Origin of the sequence: Pseudomonas sp. StFLB209, assembly GCF_000829415.1 — a bacterium.
Taxonomy (GTDB): Bacteria; Pseudomonadota; Gammaproteobacteria; order Pseudomonadales; family Pseudomonadaceae; genus Aquipseudomonas.
The window spans coordinates 2,629,952-2,648,708 of sequence record NZ_AP014637.1; the positions used below are offsets into that span (position 1 = coordinate 2,629,952).

15 protein-coding genes and 2 tRNA genes are annotated in these 18,757 nt (G+C 59.9%); 15 read left to right on the top strand and 2 right to left on the bottom strand.

Translation table 11 applies throughout. The features are described 5' to 3' along the window. Positions 1–36 precede the first annotated feature (36 nt). From hfq to PSCI_RS11955, 7 genes are all read left to right on the top strand, one after another. On the top strand, positions 37–294 hold the full coding sequence (hfq, locus tag PSCI_RS11925) for an RNA chaperone Hfq (protein WP_045486823.1): 258 nt from the start codon (positions 37–39) through the stop codon (positions 292–294). Positions 295–306: 12 nt separating this feature from the next. Beyond that, positions 307–1,608 carry a ribosome rescue GTPase HflX gene (gene hflX / locus PSCI_RS11930; RefSeq protein ID WP_045486825.1) on the top strand — a complete coding sequence of 434 codons (1,302 nt, stop codon included), beginning with the start codon at positions 307–309 and terminating at the stop codon, positions 1,606–1,608. A 96-nt stretch (positions 1,609–1,704) separates the two neighbouring features. Further along, the gene (gene hflK, locus PSCI_RS11935) at positions 1,705–2,883 is read left to right on the top strand and encodes an FtsH protease activity modulator HflK (RefSeq protein WP_045486827.1); all 1,179 of its coding nucleotides are present in this window, start codon (positions 1,705–1,707) and stop codon (positions 2,881–2,883) included. After that, entirely contained in the window at positions 2,883–3,752 is an 870-nt protein-coding gene (gene hflC / locus PSCI_RS11940; RefSeq protein ID WP_045486829.1) for a protease modulator HflC, read from the top strand. Before hflK ends, hflC begins: the two co-directional genes overlap by 1 nt. A gap of 270 nt (positions 3,753–4,022) precedes the next feature. Continuing rightward, the gene (locus PSCI_RS11945) at positions 4,023–5,210 is read left to right on the top strand and encodes an ATP phosphoribosyltransferase regulatory subunit (RefSeq protein ID WP_045486831.1); all 1,188 of its coding nucleotides are present in this window, start codon (positions 4,023–4,025) and stop codon (positions 5,208–5,210) included. Positions 5,211–5,264: 54 nt separating this feature from the next. Then, on the top strand, positions 5,265–6,557 hold the full coding sequence (locus tag PSCI_RS11950; RefSeq protein WP_045486833.1) for an adenylosuccinate synthase: 1,293 nt from the start codon (positions 5,265–5,267) through the stop codon (positions 6,555–6,557). 167 nt (positions 6,558–6,724) lie between these two features. Further along, positions 6,725–8,659: a methyl-accepting chemotaxis protein gene (locus PSCI_RS11955; RefSeq protein WP_045486835.1), complete on the top strand. Its 1,935-nt coding sequence runs from the start codon at positions 6,725–6,727 to the stop codon at positions 8,657–8,659. Between the two features lie 159 nt (positions 8,660–8,818). Here the strand turns inward: PSCI_RS11955 and PSCI_RS11960 are convergent. Next, positions 8,819–8,905, bottom strand: a tRNA-Leu gene (locus PSCI_RS11960). A 65-nt stretch (positions 8,906–8,970) separates the two neighbouring features. Then, positions 8,971–9,057: transfer RNA gene (locus tag PSCI_RS11965), tRNA-Leu, on the bottom strand. 227 nt (positions 9,058–9,284) lie between these two features. Here PSCI_RS11965 and rnr point away from each other — a divergent pair. The 8 genes from rnr (at position 9,285) to PSCI_RS12005 (ending at position 18,750) form a co-directional block, all read left to right on the top strand. Then, positions 9,285–11,873 (top strand): ribonuclease R, encoded by a 2,589-nt coding sequence (gene rnr / locus PSCI_RS11970; RefSeq protein WP_045486837.1) that lies wholly within the window; start codon positions 9,285–9,287, stop codon positions 11,871–11,873. Further along, positions 11,870–12,628, top strand: a complete 759-nt coding sequence (gene rlmB, locus PSCI_RS11975; RefSeq protein ID WP_045486839.1) for a 23S rRNA (guanosine(2251)-2'-O)-methyltransferase RlmB — start codon at positions 11,870–11,872, stop codon at positions 12,626–12,628. The genes rnr and rlmB overlap by 4 nt, the downstream gene beginning before the upstream one ends. Before the next feature lie 214 nt (positions 12,629–12,842). Continuing rightward, a complete protein-coding gene (locus tag PSCI_RS29615) occupies positions 12,843–13,859 on the top strand; it encodes a hypothetical protein (RefSeq protein ID WP_045486841.1) in 1,017 nt (338 codons plus the stop codon). A 102-nt stretch (positions 13,860–13,961) separates the two neighbouring features. Next, on the top strand, positions 13,962–15,863 hold the full coding sequence (locus PSCI_RS29620; RefSeq protein ID WP_197540947.1) for a LodA/GoxA family CTQ-dependent oxidase: 1,902 nt from the start codon (positions 13,962–13,964) through the stop codon (positions 15,861–15,863). Next, the gene (locus tag PSCI_RS11990) at positions 15,860–16,921 is read left to right on the top strand and encodes a tryptophan 7-halogenase (RefSeq protein ID WP_144403238.1); all 1,062 of its coding nucleotides are present in this window, start codon (positions 15,860–15,862) and stop codon (positions 16,919–16,921) included. Before PSCI_RS29620 ends, PSCI_RS11990 begins: the two co-directional genes overlap by 4 nt. Positions 16,922–17,130: 209 nt before the next feature. After that, complete coding sequence (gene rpsF, locus PSCI_RS11995) at positions 17,131–17,556, top strand: 30S ribosomal protein S6 (RefSeq protein WP_045486846.1); 426 nt, start codon at positions 17,131–17,133, stop codon at positions 17,554–17,556. A gap of 28 nt (positions 17,557–17,584) precedes the next feature. Further along, complete coding sequence (gene rpsR / locus PSCI_RS12000; RefSeq protein ID WP_003249563.1) at positions 17,585–17,815, top strand: 30S ribosomal protein S18; 231 nt, start codon at positions 17,585–17,587, stop codon at positions 17,813–17,815. Positions 17,816–17,853: 38 nt separating this feature from the next. Beyond that, the gene (locus PSCI_RS12005) at positions 17,854–18,750 is read left to right on the top strand and encodes a hypothetical protein (protein ID WP_045486849.1); all 897 of its coding nucleotides are present in this window, start codon (positions 17,854–17,856) and stop codon (positions 18,748–18,750) included. Positions 18,751–18,757: the final 7 nt, after the last annotated feature.

The window sequence follows — 18,757 nt, forward strand, 5'->3', positions numbered from 1 at the left end:
GTTTTACTATTATTGATCCTTAAAGGAGTGCGGCACATGTCAAAAGGGCATTCGCTACAAGACCCTTACTTGAATACCTTGCGCAAAGAGAAGGTCGGCGTTTCGATCTATCTGGTCAACGGTATCAAGCTGCAAGGTACGATCGAGTCGTTCGATCAGTTCGTCATTCTGCTGAAAAACACCGTCAGCCAGATGGTGTACAAGCATGCTATTTCCACTGTTGTTCCGGTCCGTCCAATCCGCCTGCCAAGTGCTACCGATGAAGCAGGTGATTCCGAGCCTGGTAACGCCTGATAGGAGCCTGCCTTGTTCTTTGAGCGCCACAGCGGTGGTGAGCGGGCGTTGCTCGTTCATCTGGAAGGTCAAGACCCTGAGGCGCGCGAAGATCCGCAGGAGTTTCAGGAGCTGGCTCTGTCGGCCGGCGCCGATACCGTCGCACTGGTCAACGTGCCACGGCATCGTCCATCGGCCAAATACCTGATCGGAACCGGCAAGGTCGAGGAACTTCGCGACCAGGTCCGCTCCGGTCATGTCGATCTGGTGATTTTCAATCACACCCTCACGCCCAGCCAGGAGCGTAACCTCGAACGTGTCTTTGAATGCCGGGTGCTCGATCGTACCGGGTTGATTCTCGACATCTTCGCCCAGCGTGCGCGTACCCATGAAGGCAAGCTGCAGGTTGAACTGGCCCAGCTTGAGCATATGAGTACCCGCCTGGTTCGCGGCTGGACTCACCTTGAGCGGCAAAAGGGTGGTATCGGGCTGCGCGGTCCTGGTGAGACCCAGCTCGAAACCGACCGTCGTTTGCTGCGGGTGCGCCTGCGGCAGATCAAGGGCCGTCTGGAGAAGGTGCGCAGCCAGCGCGATCAGGCGCGGCGCGGGCGCAAGCGGGCGGATATCCCTTCGGTTTCGCTGGTCGGCTATACCAACGCAGGCAAGTCGACGCTGTTCAATTCAGTGACCGATTCTGAGGTCTATGCGGCCGACCAGTTGTTCGCCACCCTCGATCCGACCCTGCGTCGTCTGCAGCTTGACGACCTGGGGCCGATTGTTCTGGCCGATACCGTGGGTTTCATTCGCCACCTTCCGCACAAACTGGTCGAGGCGTTTCGCGCCACGCTGGAAGAATCGAGCAATTCCGACCTGCTGCTGCATGTGATCGACGCCCATGAGCCTGAGCGCGATGCGCAGATCGAACAGGTCATGGCCGTGCTGGTCGAGATCGGCGCCCAGGACTTGCCGATACTTGAGGTGTATAACAAACTCGATCTGCTCGAGAATGTCGAGCCGCATATCCAGCGAACCCCTGATGGCAAGCCGGAGCGGGTCTGGCTGTCGGCCCGCGACGGTCGTGGTCTCGACCTGCTCAAGCAGGCGATCGCTGAGCTGTTGGGTGAAGATCTTTTTGTTGCAACCTTGCGTTTACCGCAGCGTTTTGCTCGACTGCGGGCAAGGTTCTTTGAAGTCGGCGCTGTGCAAAGCGAGGTGCACGATGAAGAAGGGGCCAGCTTGCTGGCTGTGCGTCTGCCACGTGTCGAACTCAATCGACTGGTGAGTCGCGAAGGATTGCAGCCGCTGGAGTTCATTGAGCAACACACTTTGCAATAAAAGCGCGGGAAAGCGATAGCACGCCTTTCCCGAGCATTCGGTAGCATGGGGCGGCGCGCCGAGGGCGCGTCTTTGCTTTATCAGATGGAGAGCGCTATGGCTTGGAATGAGCCGGGTGGCAACTCGAACAATCAGGATCCCTGGGGTGGCAACCGTCGTGGTGGCGATCGCAAGGGGCCGCCGGATCTCGACGAAGCCTTCCGCAAGCTGCAGGAAAGCCTGAATGGGTTGTTCGGCGGCGGTAAGAAACGCAGTGGTGATGGCAGTGGCGGCGGCAGCTCCAGCAAGGGCGGCGGCTTTGGCCTGCTGGGCATCGGCCTGTTCGTGGTCCTGGCCTTCTGGTTGTACAACGCCGTCTATGTTGTCGACGAGCAGGAGCAGGCCGTCGTCCTGCGGTTCGGCAAGTACTACGAGACTGTAGGTCCCGGCCTGAACATCTATTTCCCGCCGTTCGACCGCAAGTACATGGAAAACGTCACCCGCGAGCGCGCTTACAGCAAGCAGGGTCAGATGCTGACCGAAGACGAGAACATCGTCGAAGTGCCGTTGACCGTGCAATACCGGATTTCCAGCCTCCAGGACTTCGTGCTGAATGTGGATCAGCCTGAAGTGAGCCTGCAGCATGCCACCGAAAGTGCCCTTCGCCATGTCGTGGGCTCCACGGCCATGGATCAGGTACTGACCGAAGGTCGTGAGCTGATGGCCACCGAGATCAAGGAGCGTTTGCAGCGTTTCCTCGATACCTACCGTACCGGTATCACCATCACCCAGGTGAACGTGCAAAGCGCAGCGGCACCGCGTGAAGTGCAGGAAGCCTTCGATGATGTGATCCGTGCCCGTGAAGACGAGCAGCGTGCCCGCAACCAGGCCGAAGGCTACGCCAATGGCGTGATTCCTGAGGCGCGTGGTCAGGCCCAGCGCATCATCGAGAACGCCAACGGTTATCGCGATGAAGTGATTTCCAGGGCCAAGGGTGACAGCGAGCGCTTCACCAAGCTGGTAGCTGAGTACCGCAAGGCTCCTGAGATCACTCGCGAGCGTCTGTATCTGGAGACCATGCAGGAAGTGTTCAGCAATACCAGCAAAGTGCTGGTCACCGGTGACAAGGGGCAGAACAACCTGCTTTATCTGCCGCTGGACAAGATGGTCGAGAGCGGTCGCAGCAACAATACCGCGACGCCTGCCAGCAATAACGGCTCTGCCGTGAGTGCTGACAATGCTGCTCGCCCGGTCGATATCCAGCAGCGTGAAACGCGTACCAGGGAGAGCCGCTGATGAGCAATAAGTCACTGTTTGCGCTCATCGTGGGCGTGGTGCTGGCGGTTGTCGCCTGGAACAGCTTCTACATCGTTGCGCAGACCGAACGTGCGGTCCTGCTGCAATTCGGTCGGGTCGTACAGCCTGACGTACAGCCTGGCCTGCATGTGAAGGTTCCGTACGTCAATCAGGTGCGCAAGTTCGATGCGCGTCTGCTGACCCTTGATGCACCCACCCAGCGGTTCCTGACGCTGGAGAAAAAGGCCGTGATGGTCGATGCTTACGCCAAGTGGCGGGTCAAGGATGCCGAGCGCTTCTACACCGCGACCTCGGGCCTCAAGCAGATTGCCGACGAGCGGTTGTCGCGTCGTCTGGAGTCCGGTCTGCGTGACCAGTTCGGTAAGCGCACCCTGCATGAAGTGGTATCGGGTGAGCGTGACGCGCTGATGGCAGACATCACCGGCTCGCTGAACCGTATGGCGGAGAAAGAGCTGGGTATCGAAGTCCTTGACGTACGTGTCAAAGCCATCGACCTGCCCAAGGAAGTCAACCGCAGCGTGTTCGAGCGCATGAGCACCGAGCGTGAGCGTGAGGCTCGCGAGCATCGCGCCAAGGGTAACGAGCTGGCTGAAGGTATTCGTGCCGACGCTGATCGTCAGCGCCGTGTGCTGCTGGCTGAAGCCTATCGTGAGTCTGAAGAGACCCGTGGTGATGGTGATGCCCAGGCCGCTGCGATCTACGCCAAGGCCTATGGTCAGGATCAGGAGTTCTACGCGTTCTATCGCAGCCTGCTGGCCTATCGTGAAAGCTTTGCAAGCAAGAGTGACGTGCTGGTGCTGGACCCCAAGAGCGAGTTTTTCCGCTACCTGGAGAAAGCCAAGCCGTAATCCGCATCACCCCATTGGGCGGCAAATCTGTCTCATGGGGTGAACGTACGGTAAAACGTGTGTATCATGCGGCAGCCGGGATATTCCCGGCTTTTTTGCGTCTGCATGTTTGATTGGCCGTTTGCCTGAGTGCAGGCGGCAGGATTTTTCAAGGAGAGTGGGTCCGAGGCCTGGTTTCGGGTGTTTGTCGTGCCCGTCGTATGGCGACCGCTCTCTGCTTCATTCAAGGCTTGCCCGAAGGCTGGCCGCCCGGATAAGGGGAAGGGCTTAATGGCAACGGTTGACCGCTGGCTGCTCCCGGATGGCATTGAAGAAGTGCTGCCACCCGATGCTGCACGCATTGAAGTCGCACGACGTCAGGTACTGGACCTGTTCCAGAGCTGGGGCTATGAATTCGTCGTCACTCCGCATATCGAATACCTTGAGTCGCTGTTGATCGGCGCCGGTTCCGATCTGGACCTGCGTACCTTCAAGGTGATCGATCCGCAGTCGGGGCGGCAGATGGGCTTTCGCGCCGACATCACGCCGCAGGTGGCGCGTATCGACGCCCACACCCTCAAGCGTGAAGGTCCTACACGTCTGTGCTACGCCGGTAGCGTGCTGCATGCCAAGCCGCGTGCATTGTCCAATTCGCGCAGCCCGATCCAGCTGGGTGCCGAGCTTTATGGCGATGCAAGCACCAGCAGTGACGTCGAAGTCATCAGTTTGATGCTGGCGATGCTGCAGCAGGCCGAAGTGCCGGATGTGCATATGGATCTGGGGCATGTCGGTATCTACCGCGGCCTGGCGCGTGCAGCCGGCTTGTCTGGCGAGGTCGAGCAGCAGTTGTTCGATGCACTGCAGCGCAAGGCCATCGACGAGGTCGTGAGCCTGACCACCGGTCTGCCTGCCAACCTGGCTTCCATGCTGCAGGCGCTGGTCGGGCTGTGCGGCGGCCGTGAGGTGCTGGCCGAGGCCCGTGAACGACTGGCGGGTGCGCCTGCACCGGTACTGGCGGCACTGGATGACCTGCTGGTGGTGGCCGAACGCCTGACCGCGCGCTTCCCGCAGTTGCCGCTGTATTTCGACCTGGGTGAGTTACGCGGTTATCACTACCACACCGGTGTTGTGTTTGCCGCGTTTGTGCCGGGTGTAGGCGAGTCGATTGCTCAGGGTGGCCGGTACGACGATATCGGTGCCGATTTCGGTCGTGCACGTCCGGCTACCGGCTTCTCGACCGATCTGAAAACCCTGGTCACTCTGGGGCAGGCCGAAATCGAAGTGCCGACCGGCGGTATCTGGGTGCCGGACAGTAATGATTCAGCGCTCTGGCAGTCCATCTGCCAGTTGCGCAAAGACGGGCAACGTGTCGTTCAGGCGTTGCCTGGGCAGCAGGTAAGCGCCGCGCGTGAAGCTGGCTGCGACCGGCAATTGATTCAGCATGGTGAGGGCTGGCAGGTAATGCCACTGGCCTCTTGAGTATTCCTGCCGGCTGCCGCCGGCACCAAGTTTGCGTGAATGAGGACGAGTGTTATGGGTAAGAATGTCGTAGTCCTGGGCACCCAGTGGGGTGATGAGGGCAAAGGCAAGATCGTCGATCTGCTGACCGAACATGCTGCCGCCGTAGTTCGCTATCAGGGCGGTCACAATGCTGGCCACACCCTGGTGATCGATGGTGAGAAGACCGTACTGCATCTGATTCCGTCCGGTGTACTGCGCGAAGGCGTACAGTGCCTGATCGGTAACGGTGTGGTCGTGGCGCCCGACGCGCTCATGCGCGAAATCGTCAAGCTCGAAGAAAAAGGCGTGCCGGTGCGTGAGCGCCTGCGTATCAGCCCTTCCTGCCCGCTGATCCTGTCTTACCACGTTGCGCTGGACCAGGCGCGCGAGAAGGCTCGTGGCGAGCTGAAGATCGGTACGACCGGTCGCGGTATTGGCCCGGCCTACGAAGACAAGGTTGCTCGTCGCGGCCTGCGTGTGGGCGACCTGTTCCATCGCGAGCGTTTCGCTGCCAAGCTGGGTGAGCTGCTGGATTACCATAACTTCCAGCTGGTCAATTACTACAAAGAGCCGGCTATCGACTTCCAGAAAACGCTGGACGAATGCATGGAATACGCCGAGCAGCTGCAACCGCTGATGCTCGATGTGACCGCCGAACTGCACGACCTGCGTCGCGCCGGCAAGGACATCATGTTCGAAGGTGCTCAGGGTTCGTTGCTCGACATCGACCACGGTACTTACCCGTATGTGACCAGTTCCAATACCACTGCTGGCGGTATCGCCACCGGCTCCGGTTTTGGTCCGCTGTACCTGGACTACATTCTGGGCATCACCAAGGCCTACACCACTCGCGTAGGTTCCGGTCCGTTCCCGACCGAACTGTTCGACGACACCGGTGCGTTCCTGGCCAAGCGTGGTCATGAATTCGGCTCCACCACTGGCCGCGCTCGTCGTTGCGGCTGGTTCGACGCCGTGATCCTGCGCCGTGCCATCGAAATCAACAGCATCTCGGGCCTGTGCCTGACCAAGCTGGACGTGCTCGACGGTCTGGAAACCATCAATATCTGCGTCGGTTACGAGAACGAAAACGGTGCGGTGATCGAAGCGCCGACCGATGCCGACAGCTATGTAGGCCTGCGTCCGGTATATGAGCAGTTGCCGGGCTGGAGCGAATCGACGCTGGGCGCCAAGACCCTTGCCGAGCTGCCGGCTGCTGCCCAGGCTTACATCAAGCGCATCGAAGAGCTGGTGGGTGCTCCGATCGACATCATTTCGACCGGTCCTGACCGCAACGAGACGATCGTCCTGCGTCATCCGTTCGCCTGATCTGATCGCGCTACACGACAAAGGGTCGCATTTGCGACCCTTTGTCGTTTCTGGGCAGCTGAGTTGCTCATAAATGTGTTACTTGCTGTGGGCACGACTATTGCTGTAGAAACGTCAGAAAAGATGCTATCAGTTTGATGGCGTTTGTTGGTGGAAGGAGTTCCCCCGTGTCTGCTGTCCTTTCTCTGCTGCGTAGTCGTTTGTTGCGTCCTGTATTCATTGCTCTTGGTATTGCCCTTCTGGTGCAAGTGCTGGTCGCTGTTGCGCTGACACGCAGCACGGTGGCTGCGCTGGAGGCTGATCTTGCCCGCAGTCTGGGTGTGGATTCGCAACAGCTGTCGACTCAGTTGGAGCGTGCCAGTAACGAAGTTGCTTCCAGCCTGGAAGCGCTATCGACCAATACCCGCCAGCGTTTGAGTCAGGGCTTGTCCACTCGTTTGAAGGATGAGCAGGGGCAACTGCGTGCCACGCTGGAAAAGAACCTGCACGAGTCTGCCAATGACATGGCCGAATTGCTGGCGGCGGTTGCGCCGCGTGCCATGTGGGATAACGACACCCCGACCCTCTCCGAATTCGCCCGCCGGGCGCAGCGCAATCCCAACGTGTTGTTCGTCGTCTATGACGATGCGGCCGGTGAGCACCTGACTCGCTACCTGGATCGAGATAACGCCAAGATCAAGGCGCTGCTGGCCAAGGGGCAGGGCGAGCGGGCCATGGACAAGGTCCTGGATGCGGCGAAAACCGATCCGGGTGTGTATTACGTCGAAGCATCGATCAGCCCCAATGGCGTCGAGATCGGCAAGGTGCGCATGGGGGTTTCTACCAGTGCGGTGGAAGAAAACCTGACTGCGCTGGACAAGCGCTTTTCGGGCCTCATCAGCAGTAGCGAGCAACTGGTTTCAGAGAGCCTGGCCAGTGCTTCGGCAGGCAGTTCGACGGCGCTGCGCAGCCGCTTGCAGGAGGCACACAACACTGCCGACACCATGGCGGGCAATACCCGGCTGGCGGTGCAGCAAGCAGCTGAATCACTGCGCTGGAGGATTGGTCTGAGCCTGGCGCTGGTCGGGTTGGGTGTGCTGCTGTTGGTGGCTGTGGTGCTTGGGCGGCGGGTGGTCAGCAAACTGCGCTTGCTGATTGCGGCCCTGAATGACCTGGCAGCGGGTGAGGGTGATTTGACCAAGCGGGTCAAGCTCGACAGCGATGACGAAATTGGCGATATGTCGGCAGCGGTCAACCGGTTTGTCGACAAGCTGCAGCCAATCGTGCGTGAGGCGGGTGAGGTGGCCCAGCGTACCGGTGTCGAAATCGGCGTGATGAGCGAGCGCAATGCCGGTGCTGATGCGGCAGCCGGGCGGCAACGTGACGAAGTCGCCGCCAGCTTGCAGGCGCTGGAGCGTATGGCTGATGAGGCGCAGAACGAAAGCCAGGTGATGCAGAGTGCGTTGCAGCAAGTGGTGGGAATCAAGCAGGCGACCGATGAAACCACGCGCACTGCCAACCAGGTGGGCGGTCTGATCGAGGCGCTGGCCGGGCAGGTCGAGACCGGTGCTCAGGTGATTGAGCGTCTGGCCCAGCAGAGTCAGCAGATCGAAGTGGTGCTTGAGGTGATTCACGGGATTGCCGAGCAGACCAACCTGCTGGCCCTGAACGCGGCGATTGAAGCGGCGCGGGCCGGTGAAACCGGACGTGGTTTTGCTGTGGTGGCGGACGAGGTGCGGGCGCTGGCCAGCAAGACTCAAAGCTCCACAGGCGATATTCAGGAACATATCGTGGCGTTGCAGCGCGGCGCCAAGGAGGCGGTGGCGGCAATTGATCAGGCCGGCCGGCAGGCCAAAGAGGGGTTGGCGGTGTTGCGTGACAGTTCCAGGTTGCAGCAGTCGGTGCAGGAGTCGGTCGAGCAGGTGCATGCGGCCATTGGTCTGGCAACTCAGGCCGCGGTGCATCAGGCGCAAGGTGCGCAGGCGGTGCGTGGTCGGGTCGAGGTGATCCATGCCCAGGCGGAGCGCGCAGCGCAGGCGGTATCGGAAACCACTGCCAGTGGTAAAGTGCTGAGTGGTCTGGCGGCGCAGCTCAAGGCGAGCCTGGGGCAGTTCCGGGCTTGATGGGGCTGGTATGCGGGTGGCGGCTTCGGTCGCCACTGATTTGTGTGGCGGGGGATTTGCGTAGGTGGCGCTAGGGCGGCATTGATTGTCGGTTAGGGTGATGAAAAACCGGATCGCAGAAAGCACAAAACCGAGCCAGTGGCTCGGTTTTGTTTGAATTGGTGCCCAGGAGAAGACTCGAACTTCCACGACCGTAAGGTCACCAGCACCTGAAGCTGGCGTGTCTACCAATTTCACCACCTGGGCGGATATTGCATTTGCAGCGTTTGCTTTTTCAGCTACATCCAAGACATTATCTTGAATGTTTGAATTGGTGCCCAGGAGAAGACTCGAACTTCCACGGCCGTAAGGCCACCAGCACCTGAAGCTGGCGTGTCTACCAATTTCACCACCTGGGCAACTCGTTGCATTTGGCTTTAATTTCGTTTGAAATCAAAGCTTGTCACAACTCAACGTAGGCTGTGCCGTCGTTGTGGTGCGCATCATAGGGATGGCATGAAAGCCTGTAAAGCTCTTTTTAAGGTTTTTGAAAAAAAGTGACTGGATGGGGTTAGACGCCTTCATTTAGCGTTTCAATCCCGTATATGCGAAACTGCGCCCTTACAGATAAGGTGAACGAATACTAATGGCCGATTGGCAATCCCTCGATCCCGAGGCCGCCCGTGAAGCGGAAAAATACGAAAACCCCATTCCCAGCCGCGAGCTGATCCTGCATCACCTCGCTGAGCGTGGTTCGCCCGCTGCCCGTGAGCAGCTGGTCGACGAATTCGGTCTGACCACCGAAGACCAGATCGAAGCCCTGCGCCGCCGTTTGCGGGCCATGGAGCGCGATGGTCAACTGATTTACACCCGTCGCGGCACCTATGCGCCGGTCGACAAGCTGGACCTGATCCTGGGTCGCGTGTCGGGCCACCGTGACGGCTTCGGCTTTCTGGTTCCGGACGATGGTTCCGATGACCTGTTCCTGAGCCCGGCGCAGATGCGCCTGGTGTTCGACGGCGACCGTGGCCTGGCGCGTGTGGCCGGTTTTGATCGTCGTGGTCGCCGCGAAGGGGTGATTGTCGAAGTCATCTCCCGTGGGCATGAAACCATCGTGGGTCGCTACTACGAAGAAAGCGGCATTGGTTTCGTGGTGCCTGACAATCCCAAGGTCCAGCAGGAAGTGCTGATCACCCAGGGACGTAACGGTGGCGCCAAGGTGGGCCAGTTCGTCTCGGTGAAGATTACCCACTGGCCGACCCCGCGCTTCCAGCCTCAAGGTGACGTGGTCGAAGTGGTAGGCAACTACATGGCTCCGGGCATGGAAATCGACGTTGCGCTGCGCAGCTACGATATTCCGCATGTCTGGCCGCAAGGGGTGCTCAAGGAGGCCGGGCGCCTCAAGCCCGAAGTCGAAGAGCGCGACAAGGCCAACCGCATCGACCTGCGCCATCTGCCGTTCGTGACCATCGACGGCGAAGATGCCCGCGACTTCGACGATGCGGTGTACTGCGAAGCGCGCCCCGGCAAACTGCGGCTGTTCTCTGGCGGCTGGAAGCTGTACGTGGCGATTGCCGACGTTTCCAGTTATGTGAAAGTTGACTCGGCGCTGGATGCCGAGGCCCAGGTGCGTGGCAACTCGGTGTATTTCCCCGAGCGCGTCGTGCCCATGCTGCCGGAAGAACTGTCCAATGGCCTGTGCTCACTGAATCCGCATGTCGATCGCCTTGCCATGGTCTGCGAGATGGATTTCTCCAAGACCGGCGAGATGGTCGATTACGTGTTCTATGAAGCCGTGATCCACTCCCATGCGCGCCTGACCTATAACAAGGTCAGCACCATCCTTGAGCACTCGCGTACTTCCGAAGCACGCAAGCTGCGTGAGCAATACAACGAAGTGGTGCCGGACCTCAAGCAACTGTATGCACTGTACAAGGTGCTGCTGGGCGCACGGCATGCGCGTGGTGCCATCGATTTCGAAACCCAGGAAACCCGCATCATCTTCGGTGCCGAGCGCAAGATCGCCGAGATCCGCCCGACCACCCGCAACGATGCGCACAAGCTGATCGAGGAGTGCATGCTGGCGGCCAACGTGGCCACTGCCGAATTCCTCAAGAAGCACGAGATTCCTGCCCTGTACCGGGTGCATGACGGCCCGCCGCCAGAGCGTCTGGAAAAGCTCAGTGCCTTTCTTGGTGAGCTGGGGCTTTCGCTGCACAAGGGCAAAGAGGGGCCAACCCCGAAGGATTACCAGGCGCTGCTGGAAACCGTGCGTGAACGCCCGGACCATCACCTGATCCAGACCGTGATGTTGCGTTCGTTGAGCCAGGCAGTCTACACCTCCGACAACAACGGCCACTTCGGCCTGAACTACGAGGCCTACACGCACTTCACCTCGCCAATCCGTCGCTATCCGGACCTGCTGACCCACCGTGCGATCCGCAGTGTGATCCGTTCCAAGCGCGAGACGCCCCATGTGCGGCGTGCTGGCGGGGCGACCATTCCCAAGGCGCGGATCTATCCGTACGACGAAACAAGCCTTGAGCAACTGGGCGAGCAGTGCTCGATGAGCGAGCGCCGTGCCGACGAGGCCACCCGCGACGTGGTCAACTGGCTCAAGTGCGAGTACATGAAAGACCGCGTGGGTGAGACGTTCCCGGGTGTCATCACCGCCGCGACCGGCTTTGGCCTGTTTGTCGAGCTGACTGACATCTATGTCGAAGGCATGGTGCATGTCACTGCCTTGCCGGACGACTACTACCATTATGACCCTGTGCACCATCGCCTGGCTGGTGAGCGCAGCGGGCGCAGCTACCGCTTGGGCGACAGCATTGAAGTGAAGGTCATGCGCGTCAATCTGGACGAACGCAAGATCGACTTCGAAGTGCCGGCCGGTTCAGCGACTGCAGCTGCACCGCGCAAGCGTCAGTTGCAGGGGCAAAATCAGGGGCAGAGCCAATCGCCTTTCAGTGAGCCGCCTGCAGCGCCGGCAAAAAAAGAGCGGCGCGCCACTTCAGGCAAACGTGCGGTGGCTGATGCTTACTATCCGAGCGATGCCGTGGCCAAAAACGCCGAGGTGCGCAAGAGCCGGGAAATGAAAAAGGCGCTGCTGGCCGAAGCCAAGGGCGCTGGCAAGTCTTCAGGCAAGTCCTCATCGCACAGCGGTGAGCCTGCAGGCAAGCCGACCAAGCATCGCAAGGGGCCATCGCGGTCCAAGTCCAAGGGCAAGTCATGAGTGAGCTGGAAAAAGTCTACGGCGTGCATGCCGTAGAGGCGTTGTTGCGTCATCACCCCAAACGGGTCAAGCAGATCTGGCTGGCGGAAGGGCGCAGCGAGCCGCGGGTGCAGAACCTGGTTGAACTGGCCACGCAGAACCGCGTGCAGATCGGTCAGGCCGAGCGTCGCGAGATGGACGCCTGGGTTGAAGGCGTGCATCAGGGTGTGGTCGCGGAAGTCAGCCCCAGCCAGGTCTGGGGCGAGGCGATGCTCGATGAGTTGCTTGAGCGTCATGAAGGCACGCCATTGCTGCTGGTGCTCGACGGCGTGACCGATCCGCACAACCTCGGTGCCTGCCTGCGCACCGCCGATGCCGCCGGTGCGCTGGCGGTGATCGTGCCCAAGGACAAATCGGCAACCCTCAATGCCACGGTGCGTAAAGTGGCCTGTGGTGCCGCTGAGGTCATCCCGCTGGTGGCGGTAACCAACCTGGCGCGTAGCCTGGAAAAACTGCAAAAACGCGGCGTGTGGATCGTCGGCACTGCGGGCGAAGCCGAGCAGGAGCTGTACCAGCAGGATCTTACCGGGCCGATCGCCATTGTCATGGGCGCCGAAGGCAAAGGCATGCGCCGTCTGACCCGCGAGCATTGCGATTTTCTGGTGCGCCTGCCCATGGCCGGCAGCGTCAGCAGCCTCAATGTCTCGGTTGCGACCGGTGTGTGTCTGTTCGAAGCCCTGCGCCAGCGCGGCACCAAATCGGCCGGCAAGAAATAAGGCTGGCCTGATAAAAGTGCCCCGACTGGTTCGGGGCATTTTTTTGCCCGTATGAAACATCTCAGGGGCAATATTTACCGGCGCGTGCAGGCTTTTCTTCTTTCGCTGTAGGGCATATCTGTTTTTCTCTGAAAACTGGTTTTCGAGAGGGCGAGCGCCTATCCATTAGTCATGCACACATCAAGTGCCATGCACCTGGAGAAGGAATCTCGCCATGAAAGAGCCTGCATCCGAAGTCGCGTTCACAGGGTCACACGACCCTGACCACGAGGCGATTGCCTGTCTTGAATACCTGTTTATCGAAAAGACCCAGAAAGCCCGCATTCGCCAGGGCCAGTGCCCGGTTCGACGTCCCGTGTTCCTGCGCCTCAATGGCGTTGCTCATGGACGCTTCGACGTGCTGGGCAACCTTCCCGAATCCTTGCGCGTCGGGCTGTTTGCCAAGGCGGGTAGCTACCCGGCGTGGGCCCGATATTCCTGCGATATCCCTGATGACGAGCCGGACTTCAAGGCGACGGTAGGGTTAGGTATCAAACTGTTCGATGTGCCGGGTCTCAAGTCTTTGGCGCCGGACGAGCACACGCCGACCCTGGACTTTCTGCTGCAAAACCATCCGGTGTTCTTCGTCAGGACCGCCAGGGACATGTGCGAATTCTTTCGGGATCCCGACGCCTGGGATCGTGAGCATCCAGAAACCCGTAAGGAGCTCGATGCAATGAGAAAAGCCGTACCCAGTGTGCTGCTAAGTGAGCTCTGGAGTGTGGTCCCTTATCGTTTTGGGGACTCGGGCTACTGCAAGTACAAGATCGTGCCGGAGTATGCGCCGCCGGCAGATGAGCCCGACGATGCCGATCCCGGCTACTTGCGCAAGGATCTGCGCAAACGGCTGGCGACAGGCGAGGCGCGCTTGCATTTCATGGTGCAGCACTGGACGTCGAGCGAGACCGCGCCCGTAGACGATGCCATGGCGCTGTGGGATGAAGCTGCAATGCCTGCTGTGCACGTGGCCACCCTGACATTGCCCATGCAGGACATTGATGCGCGCAGCCAGACCGAATATGGCGAGGCACTTGCCTACAACCCGTGGCGGACCCTCAAGGAGCATGAGCCGGTCGGCAGCATCGCCGAGGCTAGAAAAGTGATTTATCAGGCCTCGGCAAGCGTGCGCAGAAACTACAACGGACAAACGCTGGGTGAGCCACAGCTTCCCAGGCCCACGCTGCTTGAATAACCCTTTTCTACGACACTCCGTTCAAGGATGGACACGATGGATAACAGCAATACGACTCGCGAAGAAACATCAGCACCCGATCTCGGAACTATTGTACGAGCCGTGATTCACCCGGGAATCGGCATCGCCCGGCTTGGTAGCAGCCTGGAAGCCGATGGTTTTTTCATCGGGCCTGAAACTCTGGAGCTCGGCAGCGGTGTGCTGGGCGATGCGCGCGACGACACAGGCGCATTGATGCGCCAGGCCGCACGCTTTCGCATTTATGGTTATGACGCCAATGACCGGGTGGTAGCAGAACTCACCGCCGCCCAGGCACAGATCGACTGGCAGGTACACCTGGCTAATCGCAAGGCCCAGTGGTACAGGTTCGAGATGGCGATGGATCTTCCTGAGGCCGGGGACTTGGAAATGAAGCTGCGCAACGATCATATCGCCGGTGCTGAGCGAGAGGCGCTGGTCATCGACCCTGGCGCCCGGTCCATCAGTGGTAAAAATCGTAGCGGTCAGGATTATCAGTTTGACACCGGCCAATTCATGGGGGGCAAAGTTCCGTTGGGTGAGCTGCGCACCGACTCAGACGGGCGCTTGCTGGTGTTGGGCGGTTTTGCGCAGTCTGCGTCGCCCACCGGCAAACTGATTTACGATAAGGATGAGCAGGGCAGCTTTGCCAATGCCAGCGAGTGGTTCGATGACACGTCCGACGGCCCGGTCAGCGCCACGGTCGTGCTCAATGGCAAGTCCCTGCCGGTGGAGCCGGCATGGGTCGTTGCCGCACAACCCAGCTTCGCGCCTCATGTGGTCGGTTGGCGAACGCTCTATGATCTGCTGGTCGACACCTACATCGATTGTGGCTGGATGCAGCCTGTCGAGACGGTCTCTTTTCAGCGCGATGTCTTGCCAGTGCTGCAACGTTTGAGCGGCTTGCAATGGGTCAACAAAGGCTTCGCCAGCCTGTACGGTTATGGCGCGCCGATGGATTTCACCAATCGAAAACTGCTGGCCAAATTGTCCCTGACTGACGAAACCTACAGCCATCTGCGGCGTACAGTGTTCAACGCTTTTCGCGCGGCTGACAACAGTGTTCACGAACAGCGCACCTGGCCCTGGCTATACGGGGATACTTTTGGTGGCGATGAGGACTTGCCCGGTAATCATCTGGCGCTATCAGCGGGTCGCAGCAGCATATTGAAGCGCTGGGTTGCTGGAGACTTCATCAATGACTGGCAGGCAGAGCCTGCTCCGGTAGCCTCCTTCGACAGGTTGCCAGTGGCCATGCAGCCGGCGATGCTCGATCAGGCGGCGCTGCATTTTTGCGTGGCCGATGCGTTTCACCCTGGTATCGAATTGAGCTGGCCGATGCGCCACGCTTCGATCTATCGCGCGCCATTCCGTATCAAGGCTCTACCGGATGGTCAGCCCGTGCCCGAGTATGGACTGGTGCTGGATCAGAAAAAGGCCTTGAGTGCCGAGGGGCCTTTGCATGCCCAGCCTCCTGGGGGGCTGAGTCGCTGGATGGCGTTGCCCTGGCAGGTCGATGCGGTGGGTTGTCGCTCTGGCTATGACAAGGACTATGACCCCTACCTGCCGACTTTCTGGCCTGCGCAAGTGCCGAACCAGGTTTTGAGTGAGGCCGATTACAATCTGGTCATTGATGAATCGCTGCCGCGTGAGCAGCGCTTGGCGTTGTTCAACAAAAGGGCTCACTGGGGACGTCAACTGCCGAAGAGGTTTATCGATCAGGCCATGACGGTGGTTGCAGATGTCGGCGTGTTGGGTGTTGTGGAGGCTCGTCCGGGTATTGTCGATGACGAGGACTTTCCAGCTGTCATGCATGTCGAAATCGAGCGCCGATCTGCAGCCAGCGCGGCCTCGGGTCGATTGCCGGTGGCGATTTCGGCCGCCGCTGCACAGGGCGCCTTTGGTGATGAGCTGCAAAGCCTGATTCTGGCGGGCTGGGACAGTGTCGAGCAATACGAAGAGTTCTGCCGGATTTTCAAGCGTTGACGGCGATCGATGTTGCCGTGATCGGTGCTGGCCCGGCTGGAGCGGTAGCTTCGCGGCAGTTGGCGTTGTGCGGGTACCGGGTGGTGTTGATAGGCCCGGTGCCCGAGGTGCCGCGCGTAGGTGAAAGCCTGCCGGGTGCGGCGCGGCCATTGCTGCGTGACCTTGGGCTTTTGGAGCACCTGGAACGCAGCCTGCCGCAGGCTTGTATCGGCAATCGCTCGGCCTGGGGGGGAGCGCACTTGCTCACGCATGATTTCATGGTCGATCCGCATGGGGCAGGGTGGCACCTGAATCGTGCCCGCTTTGATGAGCTACTGCGCGAAGCGGCCCTTTTGGCAGGCGTTCAATGGTGGCGTGAGCGTCTTGGGCGGGTCAGCAGTAGTACGGACGGCTGGCAACTGCAGTGGGCGCACAAAAGCATTACTGCACGCTGGCTGATTGATGCCAGTGGCAGGGCTTCGATTGTGGCAAGGCGTCTGGGGGTTGGACGGGTCAGGGATCAGGCGTTGGTAGCGGTGTATGCTTGGGCGCAGAGCGATAATCGCGACCGGCGCACGCTGATCGAGTCTGTGGACAAGGGGTGGTGGTATCGGGCGTCGTTGCCTGACGGTCGGTGTGTGGCTGCCTTGCACACCTGTGCCGATCACGCGGCGGCGATACAGGGCTGCCGGCGGGCCTGGCTGGAGCAGTTGGAGGGCACCCGGCACCTGCGGTCGTGCCTGGACAGCCAGTGGAGCCTGCCGCGTGCCTGCGATGCTAGTGGCGGCCAGTTGCGGCAGTGGTCCGGCGATGGCTGGCTGGCCGTGGGTGATGCGGCGCTGGCATTCGACCCGTTGTCGTCCCAGGGACTGTTCAATGCCCTCTATACCGCTTTGCGCGGTGCCGAGGCGGTGGACAAGGCCTTGCAAGGCCAGTTGCAGGCCGCGGAGTCTTATGTGTCGGTGTTGCACAGCGTTCGCCAAGCCTATCTGAGGCAAATCGGTTATCACTATCGGCGTGAGCAGCGCTGGCCGAACGAGTCATTCTGGCAGGAGCGCAACGGCTATCGCGAGCGGTAAAAAGCAGATTGACCCGTAATCGGGGTGCGTCGGGGTGCGTTGCTCAAATAATCACCAATGTCCTTGCGCCGCTTCTGGCGCTTCTCTACAATTGCGCCCCTTGCTGTCATGGCAGGCGTTCATGCGCCTGTGACGAGCAAGATCAGAACGAGTCATTCACTCCTTGTCTGACCGCGCAAGCGGCAGGCTACAACCCGTAAGGAGCATTCATGCGTCATTACGAAATCATCTTTCTGGTTCACCCGGACCAGAGCGAACAAGTCGGCGGCATGGTCGAGCGTTACACCAAGCTGATCGAAGAAGACGGCGGCAAGATCCACCGCCTGGAAGACTGGGGCCGTCGTCAACTGGCCTACGCCATCAACAACGTTCACAAGGCTCACTACGTGATGCTGAACGTTGAATGCTCCGGCAAGGCTCTGGCCGAACTGGAAGACAACTTCCGTTACAACGACGCCGTGATCCGTAACCTGGTCATCCGTCGTGACGAAGCTGTTACCGGCCAGTCCGAGATGCTCAAGGCTGAAGAAAACCGCAGCGAGCGCCGTGAGCGTCGCGATCGTCCTGAGCACGCTGACAGCGCCGATGGCGACGACAGCGACAACAGCGACGTTAGCGATAGCGCTGACGAGTAATCCACGGACCTTTTGAGGAGCCTATTAAATGGCACGTTTCTTCCGTCGTCGTAAATTCTGCCGCTTCACCGCTGAAGACGTGAAAGAGATCGATTTCAAAGATCTCAACACTCTGAAAGCCTACGTATCGGAAACCGGCAAAATCGTTCCAAGCCGTATCACCGGTACCAAAGCTCGCTATCAGCGTCAGCTGGCCACCGCTATCAAGCGCGCCCGCTTCCTGGCCTTGCTGCCTTACACCGACAGCCACGGCCGCTGAGACCGGGTCGTCGACAAGCGTAACAAGGGATAGATCGCATGCGTGCCTTGGCTGAATTGATCATGCGCGGCCGTATGCAGGCCACCTTCGTGGTGGTCGGATGTGCGGCATTGCCGCTGCTGTTCTGGTTGAGTGCTGCCGCAGGATGCTTGGTGCTTCTGCGACGCGGGTTCAGCGATGCCGCCGGCATCCTGGCCTGGGCTCTGCTGCCGGCTTTGGCCTGGTGGTATTTCGGCGAACCGCGCACCGCCATGGTGTTGGTCGGATCGCTCGGCCTGGCAATGGTTTTGCGTGCCAGCGAGTCCTGGGCCCGTGTGTTACTCGCCAGTGTGGCGTGGGGACTGATGTATGCAGTGATCCTGGGAGCGGTATTCCGCGAACCTATCGAGCTGTTGTCGCAGGAGATTCAGAAACACCTGCCGACAATGCTCGCCGGCCTCTACGAGCAAATGAGCGTAGAAGAGCGGGCCCGTCTGGGATCCCTGATTGCACCGGTACTCAATGGCCTGATAGCGGCTTTGTTGCAGATCGTCAGTGTGCTGACCCTGATGCTGGGGCGTTACTGGCAAGCGTTGTTGTACAACCCTGGCGGTTTCGGGCGCGAATTTCGTGCCGTGAGACTGTCGCCAATACCGATGCTGGTACTGGTGGTTGCCATGCTGGTCGGGCCGAATTTCGGTCCCCACATGGCCATGCTGACACCTCTGTGCAGCGTGCCGCTGGTCTTTGCAGGGCTGGCACTGGTTCATGGCCTGGTCGCTGAAAAGCGTCTTGGCAAATTCTGGCTGGTGGGGATGTATGTCGCGCTGCTGTTATTCATGCAACTGATCTATCCGTTGCTCGTGGTTCTGGCCATTGTCGACAGCCTGATTGATTTTCGCGGCCGCCGGGGGTCGAAAGACGCCGGTAACGGTCCTGCGAACGGTGAAGGTTAAAAGTTTA

What these genes read in the sequence shown, in the direction of transcription:
- rnr (WP_045486837.1), top strand. Translation starts at nt 9,285, where the DNA reads ATGGCCGATTGGCAATCCCTCGATCCCGAGGCCGCCCGTGAAGCGGAA.
- PSCI_RS12005 (WP_045486849.1), top strand. Translation starts at nt 17,854, where the DNA reads ATGCGTGCCTTGGCTGAATTGATCATGCGCGGCCGTATGCAGGCCACC.
- PSCI_RS11950 (WP_045486833.1), top strand. Translation starts at nt 5,265, where the DNA reads ATGGGTAAGAATGTCGTAGTCCTGGGCACCCAGTGGGGTGATGAGGGC.
- hflK (WP_045486827.1), top strand. Translation starts at nt 1,705, where the DNA reads ATGGCTTGGAATGAGCCGGGTGGCAACTCGAACAATCAGGATCCCTGG.
- rpsR (WP_003249563.1), top strand. Translation starts at nt 17,585, where the DNA reads ATGGCACGTTTCTTCCGTCGTCGTAAATTCTGCCGCTTCACCGCTGAA.
- hfq (WP_045486823.1), top strand. Translation starts at nt 37, where the DNA reads ATGTCAAAAGGGCATTCGCTACAAGACCCTTACTTGAATACCTTGCGC.
- PSCI_RS29615 (WP_045486841.1), top strand. Translation starts at nt 12,843, where the DNA reads ATGAAAGAGCCTGCATCCGAAGTCGCGTTCACAGGGTCACACGACCCT.
- PSCI_RS11945 (WP_045486831.1), top strand. Translation starts at nt 4,023, where the DNA reads ATGGCAACGGTTGACCGCTGGCTGCTCCCGGATGGCATTGAAGAAGTG.
- hflC (WP_045486829.1), top strand. Translation starts at nt 2,883, where the DNA reads ATGAGCAATAAGTCACTGTTTGCGCTCATCGTGGGCGTGGTGCTGGCG.
- rlmB (WP_045486839.1), top strand. Translation starts at nt 11,870, where the DNA reads ATGAGTGAGCTGGAAAAAGTCTACGGCGTGCATGCCGTAGAGGCGTTG.
- rpsF (WP_045486846.1), top strand. Translation starts at nt 17,131, where the DNA reads ATGCGTCATTACGAAATCATCTTTCTGGTTCACCCGGACCAGAGCGAA.